The sequence below is a fragment of the Bradyrhizobium sp. i1.15.2 genome (assembly GCF_040548425.1).
Taxonomy (GTDB): Bacteria; Pseudomonadota; Alphaproteobacteria; order Rhizobiales; family Xanthobacteraceae; genus Bradyrhizobium; species Bradyrhizobium canariense.
Genome location: NZ_JBEPRQ010000002.1, coordinates 198,812 through 219,903, shown reverse-complemented (window position 1 = coordinate 219,903; position 21,092 = coordinate 198,812). Strand labels below are relative to the sequence as shown.

22 protein-coding genes and 1 tRNA gene are annotated in these 21,092 nt (G+C 64.7%); 9 read left to right on the top strand and 14 right to left on the bottom strand.

Going from position 1 to position 21,092, the window contains the following annotated elements; genetic code table 11:
* Positions 1-15: 15 nt before the first annotated feature.
* Together ABIB80_RS05870 and ABIB80_RS05865 are read left to right on the top strand one after the other, a co-directional pair.
* Positions 16-477 carry a DsrE family protein gene (locus tag ABIB80_RS05870; RefSeq protein WP_007599328.1) on the top strand — a complete coding sequence of 154 codons (462 nt, stop codon included), beginning with the start codon at positions 16-18 and terminating at the stop codon, positions 475-477.
* The gene (locus tag ABIB80_RS05865; RefSeq protein ID WP_035993963.1) at positions 470-1,066 is read left to right on the top strand and encodes a TlpA family protein disulfide reductase; all 597 of its coding nucleotides are present in this window, start codon (positions 470-472) and stop codon (positions 1,064-1,066) included. The genes ABIB80_RS05870 and ABIB80_RS05865 overlap by 8 nt, the downstream gene beginning before the upstream one ends.
* A gap of 7 nt (positions 1,067-1,073) precedes the next feature.
* Here the strand turns inward: ABIB80_RS05865 and ABIB80_RS05860 are convergent, their stop codons facing one another.
* The 7 genes from ABIB80_RS05860 to ABIB80_RS05830 form a co-directional block, all read right to left on the bottom strand.
* Positions 1,074-2,213, bottom strand: a complete 1,140-nt coding sequence (locus ABIB80_RS05860) for an amidohydrolase/deacetylase family metallohydrolase (RefSeq protein ID WP_007599321.1) — start codon at positions 2,211-2,213, stop codon at positions 1,074-1,076.
* Between the two features lie 262 nt (positions 2,214-2,475).
* Entirely contained in the window at positions 2,476-3,189 is a 714-nt protein-coding gene (locus tag ABIB80_RS05855) for a DUF2569 family protein (RefSeq protein WP_035993961.1), read from the bottom strand.
* Between the two features lie 117 nt (positions 3,190-3,306).
* Positions 3,307-3,383, bottom strand: a tRNA-Arg gene (locus tag ABIB80_RS05850).
* A 97-nt stretch (positions 3,384-3,480) separates the two neighbouring features.
* Complete coding sequence (locus ABIB80_RS05845; RefSeq protein ID WP_007599317.1) at positions 3,481-4,437, bottom strand: tripartite tricarboxylate transporter substrate-binding protein; 957 nt, start codon at positions 4,435-4,437, stop codon at positions 3,481-3,483.
* Between the two features lie 46 nt (positions 4,438-4,483).
* Positions 4,484-4,855, bottom strand: coding sequence for a dimethylsulfonioproprionate lyase family protein (locus ABIB80_RS05840; protein ID WP_007599315.1), 372 nt, complete (start codon positions 4,853-4,855; stop codon positions 4,484-4,486).
* A gap of 29 nt (positions 4,856-4,884) precedes the next feature.
* Positions 4,885-5,523 carry an RraA family protein gene (locus ABIB80_RS05835; RefSeq protein ID WP_275172775.1) on the bottom strand — a complete coding sequence of 213 codons (639 nt, stop codon included), beginning with the start codon at positions 5,521-5,523 and terminating at the stop codon, positions 4,885-4,887.
* A 26-nt stretch (positions 5,524-5,549) separates the two neighbouring features.
* Entirely contained in the window at positions 5,550-7,067 is a 1,518-nt protein-coding gene (locus ABIB80_RS05830; protein WP_007599311.1) for an AMP-binding protein, read from the bottom strand.
* A gap of 208 nt (positions 7,068-7,275) precedes the next feature.
* On the opposite strand from ABIB80_RS05830, the gene ABIB80_RS05825 reads away from it, so the two are divergent.
* Positions 7,276-7,908, top strand: coding sequence for a hypothetical protein (locus tag ABIB80_RS05825; protein ID WP_007599309.1), 633 nt, complete (start codon positions 7,276-7,278; stop codon positions 7,906-7,908).
* Positions 7,909-8,086: 178 nt separating this feature from the next.
* Here the strand turns inward: ABIB80_RS05825 and ABIB80_RS05820 are convergent, their stop codons facing one another.
* Together ABIB80_RS05820 and ABIB80_RS05815 are read right to left on the bottom strand one after the other, a co-directional pair.
* Entirely contained in the window at positions 8,087-8,302 is a 216-nt protein-coding gene (locus ABIB80_RS05820) for a hypothetical protein (RefSeq protein ID WP_007599307.1), read from the bottom strand.
* 36 nt (positions 8,303-8,338) lie between these two features.
* A complete protein-coding gene (locus tag ABIB80_RS05815; protein ID WP_007599305.1) occupies positions 8,339-9,340 on the bottom strand; it encodes a 2-dehydropantoate 2-reductase in 1,002 nt (333 codons plus the stop codon).
* A gap of 158 nt (positions 9,341-9,498) precedes the next feature.
* Here ABIB80_RS05815 and ABIB80_RS05810 point away from each other — a divergent pair, with 158 nt between their 5' ends.
* Both ABIB80_RS05810 and ABIB80_RS05805 read left to right on the top strand, forming a co-directional pair.
* Positions 9,499-10,080 (top strand): YidB family protein, encoded by a 582-nt coding sequence (locus tag ABIB80_RS05810; protein ID WP_007599303.1) that lies wholly within the window; start codon positions 9,499-9,501, stop codon positions 10,078-10,080.
* Between the two features lie 31 nt (positions 10,081-10,111).
* Positions 10,112-10,384, top strand: a complete 273-nt coding sequence (locus ABIB80_RS05805) for a GlsB/YeaQ/YmgE family stress response membrane protein (protein ID WP_007599301.1) — start codon at positions 10,112-10,114, stop codon at positions 10,382-10,384.
* Positions 10,385-10,530: 146 nt separating this feature from the next.
* On the opposite strand, the gene ABIB80_RS05800 is transcribed toward ABIB80_RS05805, so the two are convergent.
* The gene (locus ABIB80_RS05800) at positions 10,531-11,316 is read right to left on the bottom strand and encodes an SDR family NAD(P)-dependent oxidoreductase (protein ID WP_007599300.1); all 786 of its coding nucleotides are present in this window, start codon (positions 11,314-11,316) and stop codon (positions 10,531-10,533) included.
* A 250-nt stretch (positions 11,317-11,566) separates the two neighbouring features.
* On the opposite strand from ABIB80_RS05800, the gene ABIB80_RS05795 reads away from it, so the two are divergent.
* The 3 genes from ABIB80_RS05795 to ABIB80_RS05785 are packed head-to-tail and all read left to right on the top strand — an operon-like array spanning position 11,567 to position 14,643.
* On the top strand, positions 11,567-12,631 hold the full coding sequence (locus ABIB80_RS05795; RefSeq protein ID WP_007599297.1) for an acyl-CoA dehydrogenase family protein: 1,065 nt from the start codon (positions 11,567-11,569) through the stop codon (positions 12,629-12,631).
* Positions 12,632-12,648: 17 nt separating this feature from the next.
* Positions 12,649-13,809, top strand: a complete 1,161-nt coding sequence (locus ABIB80_RS05790) for an acyl-CoA dehydrogenase family protein (RefSeq protein WP_007599295.1) — start codon at positions 12,649-12,651, stop codon at positions 13,807-13,809.
* 15 nt (positions 13,810-13,824) lie between these two features.
* Positions 13,825-14,643, top strand: a complete 819-nt coding sequence (locus ABIB80_RS05785) for an enoyl-CoA hydratase/isomerase family protein (protein WP_007599292.1) — start codon at positions 13,825-13,827, stop codon at positions 14,641-14,643.
* 77 nt (positions 14,644-14,720) lie between these two features.
* Here the strand turns inward: ABIB80_RS05785 and ABIB80_RS05780 are convergent, their stop codons facing one another.
* From ABIB80_RS05780 to ABIB80_RS05765, 4 genes are all read right to left on the bottom strand, one after another.
* Entirely contained in the window at positions 14,721-16,835 is a 2,115-nt protein-coding gene (locus tag ABIB80_RS05780) for an acetate--CoA ligase family protein (protein WP_007599290.1), read from the bottom strand.
* A 186-nt stretch (positions 16,836-17,021) separates the two neighbouring features.
* Entirely contained in the window at positions 17,022-17,771 is a 750-nt protein-coding gene (locus ABIB80_RS05775; RefSeq protein ID WP_007599288.1) for a VOC family protein, read from the bottom strand.
* Between the two features lie 2 nt (positions 17,772-17,773).
* Positions 17,774-18,562, bottom strand: coding sequence for an enoyl-CoA hydratase (locus tag ABIB80_RS05770; protein WP_007599286.1), 789 nt, complete (start codon positions 18,560-18,562; stop codon positions 17,774-17,776).
* 120 nt (positions 18,563-18,682) lie between these two features.
* On the bottom strand, positions 18,683-19,888 hold the full coding sequence (locus tag ABIB80_RS05765; RefSeq protein ID WP_007599285.1) for an ABC transporter substrate-binding protein: 1,206 nt from the start codon (positions 19,886-19,888) through the stop codon (positions 18,683-18,685).
* 297 nt (positions 19,889-20,185) lie between these two features.
* Between ABIB80_RS05765 and ABIB80_RS05760 the strand changes: the two genes are divergently transcribed.
* The gene (locus tag ABIB80_RS05760; protein WP_007599283.1) at positions 20,186-20,980 is read left to right on the top strand and encodes a thermonuclease family protein; all 795 of its coding nucleotides are present in this window, start codon (positions 20,186-20,188) and stop codon (positions 20,978-20,980) included.
* Positions 20,981-21,092: the final 112 nt, after the last annotated feature.

Here is a 21,092-nt window from a genome sequence, read left to right as displayed (position 1 = left end):
CTGAACGCCGCAGCCATGATTTCTGCCAACGGATGGTCCCGCAGGGGCCTGCTCGCCGGCACCGCGATCCTCACGGCCGGCGGCACCGCCGCGGCCAAGGAGGATCGTCTCGCCGACGGCGTCGTGATCCTGATCGACAGCAACGAGCCCTATGTCATGGGACACGCGATCAGCTACTCGGCCAACCTCTCGAAGCACTTTGCGGACGGGGGCGCGCGATTGCTGATCGAGGTCGTCGCCAATGGTAAGGGCATCGACGTCTTTCGGGCGGACAGGAGTCCGCTGGTCGAGCCGCTCGCGGCGCTGCGGCAGTCGCTGCCCAACCTCGCCTACAGCATGTGCGCATCGTCAAAAGCGATCGCCGAAGCCAAGGAGCAGGTCCCGATTCCGCTGATAGCAGGTGCCAGCCTCGTGCCGTTCGGCATCGGCCGCGTGGTCGATCTGCAACTCAAGGGCTGGGCCTACATTCATGCGTGAGACCGCGCGCGAAAGCGGTCCATTGCCGTCGCGGCGATCGATCATGATGGCCGCGCCGGCGCTTGTTGCCTCCTTCCGCGCGGCCCATGCGCAGGAAGACTGGCCGCCGGTGTTCGAGGCCGGCCGCAGTCAGTTCACGCTGGTGCGGCCGCGCGCGTCGATGCCAATGCTCAGGCTTCAAGACATTGGCGGGAAGGAGGTCGCGTTGAGCGCGAAGCCGGGCCGCATCACCCTCGTCAATTTCTGGGCCACCTGGTGCGCGGCCTGCCGGCTCGATCTGCCTGTGCTCGCAAGTCTCGCGGGATCACGGTCGGACCGGCTCGATGTTGTCGCGATCTGCACGGATACCAAAGACCTGCGCAAGATCCGCACGTTTCTCAGCGGCCTCGCCGTGCAGAACCTCGCTTGCTATGTCGACGCCTATGGCGCAGCGGCAGAAGCATCGACCGCGATATTCTCCCTCGTCGGCATGCCCATCACCTATCTCGTCGGAACGAGCGGTCACGTCGAGGGCTACATCGCCGGTGCGCCCGACTGGCTTTCTCCGGCAGGCGCGCAGCTGCTGCAATTCTATCGCGAGCGGGGCTAGCGCCGCATCAATTCGGATGCCACCAGCGGCCGCCGATCACGACACCCTCGGAGACGATCTTGCGGTCGCCGATCAGGTGCTCGCCGACCACGTCCTCATAGTCGAACTGGCCTTCCCTCACCGAGATCAGCGTGGCGTCGCCGACGCTGCCTGGCTTGAGGCTGCCGAGTTCGGGCCGCCGCAGCGCCATCGCCGCGTTGACCGTCGAGGTTGCGATGACGTCGGACAGCGGCATGCCCATGCACAGGAATTTCGACAGGGTCGTGACCTGGTCGAAGGCCGGGCCGTCGATGCACAGTTGATGAATGTCGGACGAGATGGTGTCCGGATAGAAGCCGTTGGCGAGCATGGCGCGCGCGGTCTTGAACGCGAACGAGCCCTTGCCGTGGCCGATATCGAACAGCACGCCGCGCTCGCGGGCGTCCAGCACCGCCCGCTTCACCGTGCCCTGCGCGGTCGCGGGCGTGTTGGGGAAGGGCCGGAACGCATGGGTGAGCACGTCGCCGGGGCGCAGGCGGCCCAGCACCTCCTCGTAGCTCGGCGGCGGATGATCGATATGCGCCATCAGGGGCATGCCGACCTCGTTCGCGACCTCGAGCGCGATGTCGAGCGGCACGACGCCCGACGTGCCCGAGGAGTGCAGCCCCACGCGCACCTTGATGCCGACGATGAGGTCGCGGTTGGCATCGGCCACCTTGGCCGCCTCGATCGGATTCATCAGCCGCAGCTCCTCGCTCTCGCCGACCATGATCCGGTGCGAGAAGCCGAAAATGCCGGCATGCGAGACGTGCAGATAAGCGAGAATGCGGACCTGGCTCGGCTCGATCACGTGCTTGCGGAATCCGGCGAAATTGCCGGGCCCCGCGCTGCCGGTATCGACCGCGGTGGTGACGCCGGAGAGACGGCAGAATTCCTCGGCATCGATGCCGAGCGACGTACCGCCCCAATAGACATGGGTGTGGAGATCGATCAGCCCCGGGGTCACCATGAACTTCGAGACGTCGCGCACGTCAGTGCCCGGATCCGCCTTGAGCCCGCTGCCGATCGCAGCGACCTTGCCACCCGCAAAGGCGACATCGGCCACGGCATCGAGCTTCTGGGACGGGTCGACCACACGGCCGCCGCGCAGGATCAAGTCGAAAGGCATCATGGTCTCCGGATATCGCTGAGGCATCGTGAGAGGCGGGAAACAGACCAGGCTGGAAGGCAGACTTCCAGCCTGGTCACCTCTGTTAGCAATTTTCGCGCCGCCGAAGCAAATCGGCCGCAGTCGGTGCCCGTTGGGCTTGCGATCCGCGCGGCGCCTCGTCCTTCAGCCGCTCCAGTGCATCCGGCATCATTCGGCCGGACATCGAGCTCAGCATCGCGGTCGGGATCAGGCCCGACGCAACGCGGACCACAAACGCGGCTTATTTCGTGAACGTATTCGCGACTCTGCGGGAGCGAAGCACGTACGTTATCCAAACCGCGGCACTCATCACACCGACAACCGTTTGTCCGACCTGTCGCGTTTCAATGATGAAAAAATCGCTGAAAGGTCGGTTCAGCGCGGCGGAAAAAAACGATGCGACGCAGAGGAGATCGACGAGCGGCATCAGCACAGCGCAGATCATTTGCACGATGAAAAAGGCGGGAAATCTGTGGGAGTGTCTGAACAGGAGCACCGTTGTCCAGACCGAGAAGCCTATCATGGCGGCATTTATCAGCATTTCGCTCCAGATCACCGTCGGAAAGTAAGTCCAGGTTTCGTCGGTGATCGACTGCACGTATTGTCCGACGTTGAAGATCAGGCGCAGAATGCCCATCACTTGGCCGAACGCGAGTAGCGCGAGCCAACCGCTGATACCGGTCATCTCGGGTTGGACGTTCTTGAAGGCAGCAGCGTCTTCTGCGGGAACGGACGGCTCCCGCGTGGCGTTGACCGGTTGCGGTGCCGGCATCGGCGACTGCGTTCGAAAGAGGTGCTCCGTGATCTCACGCACCTCCGCGACCGGCTTCCAGCCCTCCCGCCAGACCAACACGCGCGGTGAATCTGCGATGCGAGCCAGTAGCGGAAGGAGCTCCGATATCGGCATCGGACCGCGTTTCTGCCCACCTTCCGCGTAGAACCACGAATCCGCCATGCGAACGCCCCCCTGCACCCGCCATATCCTAGCCGGCGATCGACACACGTCACGATAGAAAGTAATTGGAGGGGCGACCAGTACCGCGGCCGTCGCGGCGCTTAGCTCTCGAGAAAATGGCGATCCCGGGAAGACTCGAACTTCCGACCTACGGTTTAGGAAACCGTCGCTCTATCCGGCTGAGCTACGGGACCGCGGAACCCGCAGAGCGGGCTACCGGGGCTTCATATCAAAGCGGAGGGGAGATCGGAAGCCCTACGCGTTGCTCAATGCGGAGGGCTGCCGGTCATCTTACGCCCGGATATTGTTGTCCCGGACCACCTTGCCCCAAGTGGCAACCTGCTTGTCGAAGAAGGTCTTGAAGGCGGGACCGTCCTCGAGCAGCAGCGTCATCTGCTGCGCCTCCTTGAGCTGGGCGGCGGTCGCGGGCTCGCTCAGTATCTCCTTGGACGCCGCCGCGAGGCCCGCGACGATGTCCGGCGGCGTGCCCGTGGGCGCGAAGATGCCCCACCAGGCCAGCGTCTCGAAATCCGGGAAGCCGGCCTCGATCGCGGTTGGCGTATCCGGCAGGCCGGGCAGCCGCTCGCGGCCGAGCTGCAGGATCGGACGCAGCATGTTGGTGCCGAGCTGGGCTGCGACCAGCGCCGCCGATCCCGCGATCAGGTCGACATGGCCACCGAGCACGTCGTTCATCGCGGGGCCGCCGCCGCGATAGGGCACGTGCATGATCTCGACGCCGGCCTTGTTGCCGAGCACAGTCATGGCGAGATGGCCGAGCGTGCCGATGCCGACGGAGGCATATTTCACCGCGCCGGGCGTCGCCTTGCAGGCCGCCACCACGTCGGCAAAGCTCTTGTAGGGACGGCCGGCGCCGGCGGCGATCACGTAAGGCGCAGTGCCGACCAGCAACACCGGCATCAGCTCGCGCTCGACATCGACGGGCGGCTTGTCGAGGATGGAGGGGATCACCGCGTGTGAATCGAAGGTGACCAGGAACGTCGAGCCATCAGGCGGGCTCTTGGCGACCTGCGCCGCGCCGAGCGCGCCGGCGGCGCCCGACTTGTTCTCGACAATGACGATGCGGTTGAGCTTGGTCTGCAGATGGCTCTGGAGCAGCCGCGCCATCGCATCGGTCGATCCGCCCGGCGGAAACGGCACCACCAGCGTGATTTTTGAGGCCTGCGCCAATGCCGGCGTCATCGCGAGAATAGCCGGCGCTGCGAGCAGCGCGCGTCGTGTGATCGTCATGGTCCCCTCCCCTGTTTTCTCGCGCCCGGCTTTTGCTCTTGGCGCTTTAAGTCGTTCCGAAACCGGATCCCGCTTTTCTGTATTCTGGCCGCGGCGGGCTGAAAATGTCCAGCACGCGGGCGCCGTCGGGGCCGGCGCGCATGGTGTGCGGCACGTTGCCGGGCGTGCGCCAGAAATCGCCCTTCTTCACGGCAATCTCCTCACTGCCCTGGACGCGGATGGCGGAGCCGTCGAGCAGCACGCCCCATTGCTCCTCTGGATGATGATGCAGCGTGCCTTGCGCATGCGGCGCCAGCGTCACCACCGACAGCATCGCCTGTTCGCCGGAGAAGATGCGCGTGGTCACCCCTGCCGCGAGCTCGCGAAACAATCCGTCGCCGGTATCGTCGAGATTGTGGAATTCGTCCTTCTGGCTCACGCTATTCTCTCCCCGTTTTTTTTTGCTGATCAGGATTTGCCATACGAGCCCTGATAACGGCCCTCGCGGATCGCCTTCAGCGTCTCCTCCTCGCGCGCGACCTGGGCGCGCACGGCGTCGAGCAGCGCCGCGGCACCTGCGGCGGCAAACGACACCACGCCGTCTTCGTCGCCGACGACGATGTCGCCGGGGGAGATCACGCTGCCGCCGATCGTGACAGGTACGTTGATCTCGCCGGGGCCGTTCTTGTAGGGGCCGCGGTGGATCACCGCGCGAGCGTAGCAGGGAAAGTCATCGGCCGCGAACGCCGCGACATCGCGGATCGCGCCGTCGATGACATAGCCTTCGGCTTTGCGCCATTGCGCGATATTCTTCATGATCTCGCCGACCAGCGCGCGGGTCTCATCGCCGCCGCCATCGACCACGATGACGTCGCCGGGGCCCACCAGTTCGAGCGCCCGGTGGATGGCGAGATTGTCGCCGGGACGGGTGCGAACCGTGAAGGCCGTGCCCACCAGCTTGGCGCCGCGATGATAGGGCTTGAGCCCCACCGCGCCCGGCAGCCGGCCGAGATTGTCCGAAATGACCGAGGTCGGCGCACCGCGAAAACCCTCGATGATCTCGGCCGGCGGCTTCGGCACGGCGTTCGCGGCGATGGTGATGGTCATAATCTCAGTCCTTCCCGTGAATTCTCTTAATCGGCGTGCGCCCGCGCCCTTGCCGGCAAAATCCGGAAGGCGCGCCCCTCCTTCATCCATGTTGCGCGCTCGTCGCGCAACAGCGTGCGGCGAACTTTTCCGGAATCGTCGCGCGGCGGGGCGCTGACAATCTCGAAACTCTCCGGATGCTTGTAGCGGCTCAGCCTGTCCTTGAGGAAATCCGCCATGCCGTCGGCGATGGCCTGACCGTCCGCATCGCAATCCGGCTCGATGATGGCGTGCACGCGCTGGCCCAATTCCGGATCGGGCAATCCCACCACCACGCAGGAGCGCACGCCCGGACAGGCGGAGACGGCAGCTTCGACCTCGGCCGGATAGATGTTGGCGCCGCCGCGCAGCACCATGTCGGCGAGGCGGTCGCCGAGATACAGATAGCCTTCCGCATCCAGTCTGCCGATATCGCCGAGCGATTCCCAGCCGTCGGCGCGGCGCTTCGGCTCGGCACCGAGATAGTGATAGGTGGCATCCTTGCCGTCATTGTTGAGGAAATAGATCTCGCCGCTCTCGCCCGGCGCGACGTCGTTGCCGTCCTCGCCGATGATGCGCAAGCGCGCCATCTCGCCGATCTTGCCGACCGAGCCCTTGTGCGTCAGCCATTCCGTGCCGGAGATGATGCAGGAGCCTTGTCGCTCGGTACCGCCATAGAGCTCCCAGATCCGCTCAGGCCCGAGCCAGGCGATCCAGTTCTCCTTCAGCCAGGGCGGCATCGGAGCGGCCATGTGGAAGACGGTCTGCAGGCTCGACACGTCGTAGGCGTTGCGCACGTGCTCCGGCAGCGCCCAGATCCTGTGCATCATGGTCGGGACGAAATTGACCCATTGCACGCGCTCGCGCGCAATTTGTCGCAGCGCCTCCTCGGCGTCGAACTTGACGAGGCCGGTGAGCTGGCCGCCGGTGAACAGCGCGTAATGCGACACGATGAACGGCGCATTGTGATAGAGCGGACCGGGATTGAGCAGCGAGACCCCAAAGGGAATATTGAGCGGCGGCGCGGCGACCGTGTCGATCACGGCCGGCTGGTGATCGAGGATCACCTTCGGCCGCCCGGTCGATCCGCCGCTGGTCATCGCTTTCCAATAGCGCGCCACCGGTGCGGTGAGCGGCTCGTCCGAAAACCCTTCCGGCATGAAATCCGCGGGCAGACGGTTCGGCGCATTCCAATCGGCTTCGCCGCCGACCACCAGCGCCGGCTTCAGGATATCGAGCACCGCGGCGGCTTCGCCGCGCGGCAGCCGCCATGACAGCGAGGTCGGCGTCGCTCCGCATTTCCACACCGCAAACGAGGTCTCGAAGAACGCATTGCCGTTGGGCAAACCGATTGCGATAAAATCGCCGGGCCTGACGCCCTTGGCCATGAACGCCCGTGCGCGCCGGTTGGCGCCGCGTTCGAGCGCGTCCCATGTCAGCGTATCCTGCCCGTGACGGACGGCGATCGTGCCTTGCGGTTTGCGCTCGGCGTACCAGCGCGGCACATCGGACAGGGGCAGCAACATCAGGCGTTTCCACTTCGTTTTCTTGGCGTCGCCAATGAGGCGAACGCAGGATGAAGTGACGCTGTGACTCCTGCGCCACGTCAAGCAAAAAATGTCAGCATCACAGCCATGAAAATCCCGGGTTCCATGGGTGACAAGCCGGCCATAAAGGGGCAAAAATCAGCCCGACTCAGTTCGGGTTGAGTTTTGCAAGGAATGCTCTCGTAGAATGTCGGACGTAGTTGCATCGCGTCGTGCGGCGCTTGTCGTTGCCGCAGCAGGATTTTTCCTGCTGGCGCCGTCGCATGCCCAGGCACAATGGTGGAAGCGCGCGCCTGTTGACTTCGAGGCCTGCGCCGACGCCGCCGAGAAAGCCACGACCAAATCCGAGAAGACGGCTGCGCTTGCCGATTGCAACGCCAAATTCGCCGGCCGGCGCAAGGCAGGCGGCGGCTATTCCTATTACGACTTCCTCCAGGACCGCACCTTCGACATCGCCGGCCCCAATCCGACGCCGGAGGAGCAGAAGAAGATCGACGAAGCCTACACCGCCTATCTCGCCAATCAGCGTCGCAGCAATGAAGCCGCTCAAGCTACCGCGCGCCAGCAGCGCGAGCAGCAGGAACAACAGGTGCAGCAGCTCCAGCGGGTCGCGTTGCGAACCGAGGTCGAGCGCGTGCCCGTGCCGGTCGAGCGGCCCAAGGTCCAGCAGGCCGCCATCGGCGACGCGCGGCCGCGGCCGAAGGGCGCGCCCTGCACCAAGGGCTCGTTCTCCTGCGAATGGCCGCGGCTGTCGGATGGTTTGAACGACATCAAGAAGCTGTTCAGCCCGACGCCGAGCAAGCCGGCGAAGAAGGGCTGAGTTGCTTTGGTGTCATTCCGGCAGAGCTACACCCTCCGCCGTCGTCCCGGCGAAGGCCGGGACCCATTACCCCGAGGGGTAGTTGTGGCGCGAGACTAGTAACCGCGAGTCTTCGCCAAATCCAATTCGGTGGTTATGGGTCCCGGCCTTCGCCGGGACGACGGTTGAGGATGCGGCCTCAGTTCGTGTGCTTCTTCTTGCTGCGCTTCGGTTGAGCAACCGGCGCATTCACTGGCGCCGTTGTGGTCGGAGAACTGCCCAACTGCGACCTGCTCTCCTGCAATCGCCTGTCATAGCCGGGAGAGTTCATGACCGTCGGCGGCCGGGCCTCCGCGACCAAGGACGCGGCGCAGAGCACGGCCAGCGCGAATCCGATCATCAGACGACGCTTCATCGTTGCTCCTCCCCTCGCGCAGCCTGCACTCATGCGTTACCCGCGAATCTGCTGCGGCGTCAGCCGCGGCGGACCCTTGCCCGCGGCCTCAGCCTGTTTGATCAGCGCAACAATGCGGCGCGACAGCGGCACGTTGACATTGTTCTGCTCGGCGAGCGCGATGATCGCGCCCTGGAGATAGTCGATCTCGGTCTTGCGGCCCTGCTTCAAATCCTGCCACATCGAGGAACGCGCCTCGGGATCGATCTTCATGGTCCTTCCCAGGATCAGGTTGAAAATCGGGTCGGGCAGTCTCAGCAAGGTCGGCGTCAAGGACGACGGGATCGGCGTCGCCGAGACCGGTGTGATGCCGGCAGCCCTCATTGCAGCCAGCCCCTCCGCCATCTGATCGGCGAACAGCCGTCGCCAGTCGCGGTTCGCCAATTGCGCGGCGAGCGGCATGTCGGACAAGGCGCTGAGCGCGTTGTTCAAATTGATGATCAGCTTGCCCCATTGCACGCCGATGATGTCACGGCTCGCGCGCATGGTGAGCCCCGGCACCGACAGCGCTGCGGCCGTGTTCGTATCATCTTGACCAACATGAATGTCGCCGGAGGTCGAGCGGTGGAAGCGGCCCTCGCCCATCGCGACCACGTTGAAAGGCACCATGCCGGCGAGCACGCGGCGGTCGCCGAGGCGCTCGCGCAGCACCGCGACATTGCCGACGCCGTTTTGCAGCGAGACGATGACGGCCTCCTGCGGCGCATGCTGCGCGATCTGGTCCGCGATACCGGCTGTGTCGGCGCTCTTCACCGTGACCAGCACGATGCCGGCGCTGTGGAAGATCGCGGGATCTTCCGACAGCGCGAGTTGGCCCGCGCCGATCTTCTTCTCGGAGCCGTCGAAATCGGTCAGAAGCAGGCCGAACCGCTCGATCTCGGCCTTCACCCGCGGCCGCACCAAGAACGCGACGCGGCGGCCGGCAGCCGCCAGGGTGCCGCCGACGAAACATCCGATGGCGCCTGCGCCGGCCACCACGATCGGTCGATCCGTAACCACCTTGGCTTGTCTCCTTAACGGTCTGCCCTCGATAGCAGAGGCGCTGCCTGCTGCCCATTCCCGCAGTTGCGGCGCAATCGCCTTGTAACCGTCATGACGGCCTCATATGTTTTCGATCGGGGCTTGTTACCAGCAAGAAAGCGCCAAGGGAGAACGCCATGGGTTTGCTCGACGTCCTCAACGGCATGCAGAACGGCCCGCGCGGCCCAAGCACGCCGAGTTCACAATCCTCATCCAGCGGCGGCATGTCGCCAATGACCATGGCGCTCCTTGGCCTGCTCGCCTGGAAGGCATTCAAGCATTTGAGCGGCAACCAAACCGGCAGCGCGCCGCAGCCGTCCCCGGCACCGACGCCGACGCATCTCCCCCCGTCGGTGAATGCAGGCGCTGGCGGCGGCCTCGGTGACCTGTTGAAGGGTGGCCTTGGCGGCCTGCTCGCGGGCGGCGCGGCCGGCAGCGTGCTCAGCGGCGGTCTCGGCGATCTCCTCAACCAGCTCCAGCAGAGCGGTCATGGCGATACTGCCAATACCTGGGTCGGCAAGGGCGAGAACAAGGCGATCGCACCAGGCGATCTCGCCAATGCGCTCGGCGCCGACCAGATCGAGAGCCTGTCGGCCCAGAGCGGCTTGTCGCGTGACGAACTGCTCTCCGGCCTCAGCCAATATCTGCCGCAGGTGGTCGATCATCTGACGCCGGACGGACGGCTGCCGACCGAGCAAGAGATCGCGGGCAGAGTCTGATTTAGTTTAGTCAAACGAGGGGAGCACGGACATGAGCATGGGTGGCTTGTTGTGGATCATCGTCGTCGGCTTCGTCGCCGGCCTCATCGCGCGTTGGCTGGCGCCGGGACCGAACAATCCGAGCGGCTTCATCCTCACCACCATCCTGGGCATCGCCGGCGCGTTTCTCGCGACGTTCATCGGCCAGGCCATCGGGCACTACAGTCCCGACCAGGGCGCGGGATTCATCATGGCCACCGTCGGCGCCGTGGTGGTGCTGTTTATCTGGCACCGGCTGGTGGCGAGCGGCGTGATCAAGGGTTGACGCTTCAAAGCGCCCGAAAGCGGCACACCGCCACCTCATCGTCATGCCCGGGCTTGACCCGGGCATCCACCTCTTTTGATCCGCGCAGCAACACGTGGATGGCCGGGTCAAGCCCGGCCATGACGTGGAGAGAGTGTGCCTCGCGATCACGTCACCAAATGCATCCCCGCATCCATGCGCACGACCTCGCCGGTCATGTTGCTAGAGGCCGGCATCGCCAGAAAGCAGACGAGCTGGGCGATGTCTTCCGCCGAAGATGCGACCTTCAGCGGCACCTTGGCCACGACGCTGTCGCGCACCTGCTTGGCGCCCGCCTCGCCGCGGCCCTTGGTGAACCAGGGTGTGTCGATATAGCCGGGACACACCGTGTTGACGCGGATCAGCGGCGCCAGCGCACGCGACAGCGACAGCGTCATTGTGTTGAGCGCGCCCTTGCTCGCGGCATAGGCGATCGACGATCCGACGCCGCTGATGCCGGCGACCGAGGAGATGTTAACCACGGCGGACGGCCGCCCAGAGGCCTTGGCGCCGGCCTCGAGCAGGCTGCGCGCCGCGCGCACCATCTGGAACGGGCCGATGGTGTTGACGCCGTACAGGCGCTGGAAATCTTCCGCAGACAATCCGTCGAGATCGGCATGGGCGACATGCTTGGTGGTGCCGGCATTGTTGACGAGCACGTCGAGCCGGCCCCAGCCGCCAGCTGCCGCAACGATCTTGCGGCAATCGTCATCCTTCGAGACATCGCCCTGCGCGACCAGAACTTCCGGTGAGCCCGCCTTGCGGCAAAGCTCCGCGGTCGCCTCCGCTTCCTTCTGGCTCGAGGAATAGTTGATGACGAGCCGCGCCCCGCTCCGTGCGAGAATTTCCGCGGTCGCAGCACCCAGGCCGGAGGCGGACCCCGTCACGATTGCGTACAAACTGTCCTTGGCCATCCGGATGTCCTTCCCCTTGATTGAATATCGACGTTCTGTTTAGCGAGTTTGCCGCGCCCTGCAAATCGAGCAAACTCCGCTAAGCGGAATTAGCCTTCTATAGTCCCTTGCGCCCATGCCCGCGCCGCAGGTTGATCTGCGATCAACGCTTGTCAGGGCCATGGCTTTTTCGGATCATCGGGCGCAAGAAGAACCTGCGCGTCCGCCCCTACTGGGCCGGATGCGCCAATGGCAAGACACGGGGAACGCTGTGGCGGAGAGTGACAATATCGTCGTCGAGACCGCGGAGAAAATCTTCGCCGATCTCGCCGATCCGCAGACCGTCAACAACGACAAGAAGGATTCGTGGCAGGCGCCGCTGTGGCAGGCGCTGAGCGAAGCCGGCCTGCCGTTGGCCTGGGTGCCGGACGATCTCGGCGGCTCCGGCGCGAGTCTTGCCGACGGTTTTGCGCTGCTGAACGCCGCCGGCCGTTTCGCAGTCGCGGTTCCCCTGGCCGAAACCATGCTGGCCGGCTGGCTGCTGGCGCAGGCGAAGATCGCATCCCCCGAGGGCGAGATGACGGTGCTGCCGGCCTCGCCCAAGGATCGCATCACCTTGGATGCCGATGGTGCGCTCTCCGGCCGAGCTCGCGGCGTGCCCTTCGCAAAGGCGGCAAAGCACTTCGCAGTGCTGGCCCACGGCAAGGACGGCGCCTCGATCGCACTGGTCGACGCAAGCAAGGGTCGGATCGAGACCGGACTCAATGTCGGCTACGACCACAGCGACACCGTTACGCTCGACAAGGTCCAGCCCGTCGCCATCAAACCCGCCCCGAAGGGCTTTGACCAGACCACAATGATGCTGATGGGCGGCGTCGCGCGCAGCCTTCAGATCGCGGGCGCGCTGGAATCAATGCTCGACATCTCCGTGCGCTATTCCAATGAGCGCGTCGCCTTCGAGAAGAAGATCTCCAAATTCCAGGCGGTGCAGCACAATCTCGCCCGCCTCGCCGGCGAGTCGGCTGCCGCTCTTGCCGCGGCGACCTCGGCCGCCGATGCCATCGCGAACGCAAGATCGTTCGACGACGCGGTCTACCTCGAAGCCGCCTCGGCGAAAATCCGCTGCGCGGAAGCCGCGGAAAAGGGCGGCGCCATTGCGCATCAGGTCCATGGCGCGATCGGCTTCACCCTGGAGCACATCCTGCACCGCTATTCGCTGCGGGCATTGGCCTGGCGCGACGATTTCGGTTCGGAAAGCCACTGGGCCGTCGAGCTCGGCAAGCTCATTGCCAACCGCGGCGCCGACGAATTATGGCCGCTCGTGGCTTCGCGCTGATCAGGGACGAGACAACAATGACCGCTGCCCTCCGTTTCGATCCGATCCGCCTGCCCGAGAAATGCGAGCAATTGCGCAAGGAAGTGCGCGCCTTCCTCGCCGAGGAAATCGCGGCCGGCACCTTCGATCCGCACAAGCCCAACCGCGAAGACACCGACGCGCCGGAATTTTCACGCCGGGTCGGCGCCAAGGGTTGGCTCGGCATGACATGGCCGAAAAAATATGGCGGCCAGGAGCGCTCGTTCCTCGAACGTTACGTGGTGACCGAGGAGATGCGCGTCGCCAACGCGCCGACGCGGCGGTTCTTCGTTGCCGACCGCCAGAGCGGACCGGTGCTGATCAAGTACGCGCCCGAGCACATCAAGATGGACATCCTGCCGCGCATTTGCCGCGGCGAGATCTGCTTCGCGATCGGCATGAGCGAGCCGAACTCCGGCTCGGACCTGTTCGCCGCGAAGACCCGCGCGACCAAGACCGACGGCGGCTATCTCATCAACGGCACCAAGATCTGGACCTCGTCGGCGCACATCGCCGATTACATGATCGCGATCTTCCGGACGTCGCAGCCGACCAAGGAGAACCGCCGTCACGGCCTGACGCAGTTCCTGGTCAAGATGAAGCAGCCGGGCATCCGGGTGAACCCGATCGGCCAGATCACCGGCCAGTACGAGTTCAACGAGGTCGTGTTCACCGATTTCTTCGTACCCGACGATCACGTGCTCGGCGAAGTCGACGGCGCCTGGAAGCAGGCGACGAGCGAGCTCGCTTATGAGCGTTCGGGCCCCGAGCGTTTCCTGGAGACCTATTACGTGCTGACCGAGCTGGTTCGCGCGGTCGGCCCCAATCCTGATACCCGCAGTGCCGAAGGCATCGGCCGGCTGGTGGCGCAGCTCCACACCATGCGGCGCATGTCGGTCTCGGTCGCGGGTATGCTGCAAGCGGGCAAGGAGCCGGTCGTCGAAGCCTCCATCGTCAAGGACATCGGCACGGTGTGGGAGCAGCAGCTGCCGCACCGCGTGCGCGATCTCGCCGCTTTCGTCGAGGAGACCGCGACCAACCGCGAGACGCTGGAGCGGCAGCTCGATTTCGCCATCAAGACCGCGCCGAAACTCACCATCCAGGGCGGCACTACCGAGGTGCTGCGCGGCATCATCGCGCGCGGGCTTGGTTTGCGCTAACTCTTCGAGGACATCATGAGCACCTATAAAGATATCGGCGTCGAAAAAGTTGGTCACGTCGGCACCATCGAGATCCGCCGCCCGCCGCTCAACTTCTTCGACATTTCGCTGATCAACCAGATCGCGGACGCGCTCGACGAGTTCGATCGCGACATCGAGATCCGCAGCTCGGTACTGTCAGCGCAAGGCAAGGCGTTTTGCGCCGGCGCCAATTTCCAGGACCCGGCACGACAGGCGCAAGAGGCGCGCGAAGCCGATAAGACGGCCAAGGGCGATCCGGCCGACAGCCTCGGGGCGATCAATCACCTCTACATCCAGGCCGTGCGCATCTTCCGCGCCAAGAAGCCGATCGTCGCCGCCGTGCAGGGCGCCGCCATCGGCGGCGGATTGGGCCTCGCGGTCTCCGCGGACTTCCGGGTCACCTGCCCCGAAGCGCGCTTCTCCGCGAACTTTACAAAACTCGGCTTCCATCCCGGCTTCGGCCTGACCGTGACGCTGCCCGAGCTGATCGGCAAGAACAACGCCGAGCTGATGTTCTACACCAGCCGCCGCGTCACCGGCGAAGAGGCCTTCAAATGGGGCCTCGCCAACGAACTGGTGCCGCAGGACCAGGTCAAGGCGGCCGCACTGAAGCTCGCCGGCGAAATCGCCGAATGCTCCCCGCTCGGCCTCGTCTCCACCCGCGCCACCATGCGCGCTGGCCTCGCCGATCGCGTGATGGCGGCGACCAATCACGAGCTCGAGGAGCAGACGCGGCTGCGCGCGACGGAAGACTTCAAGGAAGGCGTGAAGGCCACGGAAGAGCGGCGGGCGGCGAATTTCAGGGGGCGGTGATTCCGACTTTTGGCCGGATCACTTTGGCGCGGCCACAACTTCCCATGTCGTCCCGGCGAAGGCGTTAATTGTGACTGTTATCTCCGCCCCACCACCAGCGCATCCACGATGGTCACGCCCTGGCCTTCGGCGTGCACCAGCACCGGGTTGAGCTCGATCTCCGCGATCTCCTCTGCATGCTGCGCGGCAAGCAGAGAGATATCCGCGATCAACTGCGACAGTGCCGCAACATCCGCCATCGCGGCCCCGCGAAATCCTGTCAGCAGCGGTGCGGCTTTCAAGCGCGCCAGCATCGCGCCGGCTTCTTCTGCGCCGACCGGCGCCGGGCGGTAGACGACGTCGCGGAATAGCTCTGTCGTGATGCCGCCGAGGCCCACCATCACCATCGGCCCAAACGTCTTGTCCGTCATCGTGCCGATGATGATCTCGACACCCTGCTTCGCCATTGGGCCGACCAGCACACCTTGGATGGCCGCCTCAGGCCTGTGCTTGCGCGCGTTGTTGAGCAGCGCCTCGAACGCCAGAAACACTTCGCCCTTTGTGGTGATATTGACGCGCACGCCGCCGACCTCGCTCTTGTGCGCGATGTCCGGCGACTGGATCTTCAGCACCAGCGGAAAGCCGATGCGGGCGACGGCGTCGTCGAGCCCGCCCTTGTCCTTCACCAGCACTTCGTCCGGCAGCGCGATGCCCGCGGTGCGGAGCAATGCCTTGCTGTCGGCTTCCGAGAGCGCCGGCGATTGCAGGTGCGCAGAGATGTCCCGCACAGGGACTTGCGCAACGTCCAAGGGCTTCTGGAGCTTGAACTTGGCGTAGTCCACGAGTTGCCGCATCGCGACGCCGACATGGGTGAGGCCCGAGAGCACCACGACGCCGGATTTGGCAAGCTCGCGCCGGGCGAAATCGGACGGCACCGTGTAGGAATAGAACACCACAGGCTTGTGCTGCGCTGCCAGCACCGGCGTCAGCTCGGCTTCCCTAAAGGGCTTGCGGATCTCGCTCGACAGCGACAGCACGACCAGGATCGCGTCGATCTCGTCGGATGCGGTGAGCACATCGACGCTCTTTTGCAAGCCGCCCGAGGTCACGCCCTGCGCGGTGACGTCGATCGGGTTGCGCGCGGTTCCGTAGGACGGCATCAGCGTCCTGATCTGCGCCTGGACTTTTTCGGAGAGCTCCGGCATCTGCAAACCTTGCAGCGCCACGGCATCGGCGCCCCAGATGCCGGCACCGCCGGAGACGGTGACGACGGCGACGCGATCGCCTTTCGGCAACGGATTGCTCGCAAGCACCGCTGCGATCGTCAGGGCTTCGTCGAGATCGTTGGAGACGATGAAGCCATATTTGGCAAACACCGCGTCGTAGGCCGCCGACCATCCGGCCATGCTCGCGGTGTGCGAGGCGGCAGCGCGCATTCCGGCGCCGGAGCGGCCGACTTTCGTCACGATGACAGGCTTTTTCAACTCGGCCGCGCGCCGCGCTGCCGCGAGAAACTTGTCGACGTCGCGAATGCCTTCGATGAACAGCAGGATCACGTCCGTGGAAGCGTCCTGCACCATGTAGTCCAGGAACTCGCCGGCCCCGAGATCGGATTCGTTGCCGGCACTGACGACATAGCTCACGGCAATGCCGAGCGCGCTGGCGCGGTGATAATAGGCAAAGCCGATGCCGCCGCTCTGCGCGACGATGCCGATCCGCTTCGTCGCGGCGACCAGCGGCACCACGCCCGGCTTGACGTCCACGGCGGGACTGAACGTCGCCGCCACGCGCTGCATCTGGCTGAAAAAGCCCTCGGCGTTCGGACCGGAAATCCGCATGCCGGTCCGCCTCGCCAGCGCCGCGATCGCGTCCTGCATCGCCGCGCTCTCCCCACCCTCCTCGGCAAAGCCGGAGGAGATGATGACGGCGTTCTTCACGCGGACGGCGGCGCATTGTTCGAGCGCGGCAAGCACCGCGCGGGCGGGGATGAGGATGATTGCGAGATCGATCGGCGCGCCGATGTCGGTGATCGATTTGTAGCAAATGAGGCCGTCGATCTCGGCGTAATTCGGGTTCACCGGATAGATTTTTCCGGGATACTCGTTCTTGCGCAACATCGACAAGAGCCGCCCCGGAATCTTCTCATGATCGCGCGAGGCACCGATCAGCGCGATGCTGGCGGGTGCAAAGAAGCTATCGAGCGGATGCGGCATGGAGTGATCCCCTTCTTATTCTTCGTGCACCCGCCGTATCCAGACCGTCATCCTGAGGTGCGAGCCGCGCGGTGCATAGCACCGTGCGGGGAGCCTCGAAGGATGAGCGGCCCCGCCGGTGGCCGTCGCCCTTCGAGGCTCGCCGAAGAGGTGAGCACCTCAGGGTGACGGATCACTACCAAGCACTCAACTGACGCGGAACGTCACCCCACCGAGCAAGAACTCGTTGCCCGCCACGGCATGTCCCTTCGCCCTCGCAGCATGCAGCACGCCGGCAACATCAGTGACCCGAAACTCCAGCGCGCTCATGATTTCGCTGGCGCCCTTCACGAAGCGGAATGTTGCGTTGGGCAGCTTCAGTTCGGCATCGCCACCCGGCGCAACGCCGATGATCTTGCCCCAATGCTCGGCCAGCCGTTGCGGGTCCGGGCTCTGCATTTCCACGCTCGTCAGCGCCTGCGTCACGTCCTTGCGGATGAATTTTTGCCAGTCAGGGCCGGCAGGTGGATACGGCCCCAAAATGTCGTCGCTGCCTTCGGTGTGGTTGAACTCGATGAAGGCGGCCCGGCAGTCGCGGGGGTGGAGCTGCACGCCGTGATAGGGCGCGTGGTCGATGACGTTGGCGGTGCGCACGCCCAGCGCGTTGGCGTTACGACCGCGCTCGTCGGGATCGTTGCAGCAGAAGATCGCCATGTAGCCGCCGCGCCCGCCGCTCTTCTCGATGAAGCGGCCGGCCGTGGTGCCGTCCTTGAACGGCGCGACCACCTCCAGCAGGATCGTGTCGACCGGCAGCAGCGCGTTCTCCAGGCCGTATTTCGCAACATTGCCGTCGCGGTAGCAGACAGCGAGGCCCATGATATCAGCGATGTCGGAGATCACGGGCGCGAGCTGCGGCGCGACCAGGCAGATCTGCCGCAACCGCATATAGGGCGCCATCGTCATGCGCCCTTGAAGGTCGGCTTGCGCTTCTCGACGAACGCCTTTGCGGCCTCCTTGTGATCCTCGGTGTCGCTGCAGCGGGTGTGGTGGATCGCCTCGCCGTCGAAGCAATCCTCCAGCGCGAGATGCTCGGCATTGTTGATGTTGCGCTTGATGAAGCCGAGCGCGATCGACGGGCCTTGCGCCAGCGACAGCGCGAGCTCGTGCGCGGCCGCGTCGATCTCGGCGTCGGGGACGACCTTGGTCACCATGCCGATCGCATGAGCCTCCTTCGCGGTCAGCACCGGCGAGGTCAGATAGAGCTCGCGCGCCCGCGCACTGCCGAGCAGCTGGGTGAGGAAATAGGTGCCGCCGTAATCGCCGGAGAAGCCGACTTTTGCGAACGCGGTCGTGATCTTGCAGGATTCGGAGGCGACGCGGAGGTCGCACGACAGCGCCATCGACAGACCCGCGCCGGCCGCCGCGCCATCGAGCTGCGCCACCACGGGTTTCGGCATCTGGTGCAGGATGCGCGACACCTCCATGCCGCGGCGCAGGTTCGCCATCTTCACTTCGAACGGCAGCGGCGCCCGGCCCTCCGCCATCGACTTGACGTCGCCGCCGACGCAGAACGAGCCGCCCGCGCCCTTCAACAAGACCGCGCGCACCTCCGGATCATCAGCCGCGCGACGCGCCGCCACGACCAGCCCGGCGACCATGTCCGGGTTGAGCGCGTTCTTCCGCTCGGGCCGGTTCATGGTGATGGTGAGCAGCCCACCCTCGAGCTTCTGCAGAACCATGTCGTTCATGGGACGTCTCCCTTGTCGTTGTTTTGCTTGATCTATCACCACACTCGTCATTGCGAGCGAAGCGTTTCCGCGGAGACAGCCTGGATTGCTTCGTCGCTTCGCTCCTCGCAATGACGGTGTTTATTTCTTCACCAGCGGACAGCGCGACTGCTCCAGCGACTGGAACGCCTCGCTGCCGGGCACCGTGGCGAGCAGCTTGTAGTCGTCCCAGCGGCCCTTGGATTCCGACGGCTTCTTGACCTCGAACAGGTACATGTCGTGCAACATGCGGCCGTCCTCGCGGATCTTGCCATTCTTGGCGAAGAAGTCGTTGATCGGTGTCTCCTTCATCACTTTCATCACCGTCGCGGCATCGGTCGTGCCGGCCGCCTTCACTGCTTTCAGATAGTGCGTCACGGACGAATAGACACCGGCTTGCGCCGAGGTCGGCGGCCGCTTCATGCGCTCCTGGAAGCGCTTCGAGAACGCGCGGGTGTCGTCGTTGAGATCCCAGTAGAAGGCCTCCGCAAGCAACAGGCCCTGCGCGGTCTCGAGCCCGATCGAGTCGATGTCGGTCACGAAGGCGAGCAGCGGCGAGACCTTCTGGCCGCCCTTGGTGATGCCGAACTCGGCCGCCTGCTTGATGGCGTTGACGGTGTCGCCGCCGGCGTTCGCGAGCCCGATCACCTTTGCTTTCGAGGCCTGGGCCTGCAGCAGGAACGACGAGAAATCCGACGTGTTGAGCGGATGGCGCACGCTGCCGAGCACCTTGCCGCCGGTCTTGGTCACGACGGCGCTGGTGTCCTTCTCCAGATCCTGGCCGAAGGCGTAGTCGGCGGTGAGGAAGTACCAGGTGTCGAGGCCCGACTTCACGGCCGCAAGGCCGGTCACATTGGCCTGGCCGTAGGTGTCGAACACATAGTGAATGGTGTAGGGACCGCAGGCCTCGTTGGTGAGGCGGATCGAGCCCGGGCCGTTGAACATGATGATCTTGTTGCGCGCTTTCGCGATCTCGCCGGCGGCAAGCGCGGTCGCGGACGCCGCGACGTCATAGATCATTTCGACGCCCTGATTGTCGAGCATGTCGCGGGCGATATTGGCGGAGAGATCGGCCTTGTTCTGATGGTCGGCAGCCAGCACCTGGATCTTGCGGCCGAGCACCTCACCGCCAAAGTCCTCCACGGCCATCTTGGCCGCGGTCTCGCTGCCGGGGCCGGTGATGTCGGCATACAGGCTCGACATGTCGAGGATGCCGCCGATCTTCAGTGGCGGCTTGTCCTGGGCCTGTGCGGCGCTTGCACTCAGCGCCAACGCAGCAGCAAAAATACCCGACACAACATGCTTCATCGAAAAAGGCCTCCCTTATCGCGCCGTACTCTGATGGCGGCTTGGTTATTGGTGTTGCCGCAATCATGCCGCATGCGCGACAGCGCAGCAAGCGCGCGGGACGATGCAGATGAGCGATCAACACGCGCTTTCCGCAAAGCGGAATGACGAGATGCGGAAGAGTGCCTCCGCCGTCATTGCGAGCGCAGCGAAGCAATCCAGGATCTTTCCTCTGAGGGACTCTGGATTGCTTCGCTGCGCTCGCAATGACGGAGTATGAACAAACAGTCTTCGCGCCCCACCGCGCTTGAGTTATAATTGGAGCGCAACGCAACCTCACCGGGCAACGTGACGCAACGGCTTCAGCTGATCGCAATCCTTCTCGTCGCGGGGCAGAGCGCATTCGCGAGCCCGTGCCAGTTCGAGTCCCAGGGCGAAGGCCGCGTCACCGCGATCGATGCGCGCAGTCTGCGGCTCGATGACGGCCGGGAAATCCGCTTGACCGGCATCGAGCCGACCGCGACCACGAAGCAGGCGCTGACCTCGCTGCTGGTCGGGCACGACGTGATCCTGCGCAGCGCCGACGACACGCCTGACCGCTATGGCCGCCAGGGCGCGCTGGTCTTTGTCGGCGAGAGCGACATCTCCGTGCAGGCGACGCTCCTCGCCCAGGGCGACGCCATCGTCTCCGCCGAGATTGCCGATAAGGACTGCGCGGCGGCCCTGATGGCGTCGGAGGCCGAGGCGAGGCGCCAAAAAAAGGGCAGCTGGGCTGACCCGTCGGCCATAAAAAACGCGGAAAGTCCGGACGATATTTTGGCGGGGATCGGGCGTTTTGTGGTGGTCGAAGGCAAAGTCCTGTCGGTCCGGCAAGCTGGGGCAATGACCTACCTCAACTTCGGACGAAACTGGACACGCGGCTTCGCCGTGACTATTTCAAAGCGCATGGTACCCGCGTTCGAAAGCGCCGGGATCGCTCTTAAGTCTCTGGAAAATAAACGTATTCGTGTCCGAGGCTGGGCTGAGGGGAATACGGGGCCGCGTATCGATATACGCCTCGTAGGACAAATCGAGTTGCTGGGCGCAAACGAGCCGACAGGGGTAAGGCCCTAAAAAGGGCCAGGCACGGGTTAAGCGACGTGAATGGGGTGCTAGGACGGCACGGACAAGGTGAACGCCGCCTGCGGGCAGCGCCGGCTGTGCTATGCCTCGTGCTGGGTTCAGC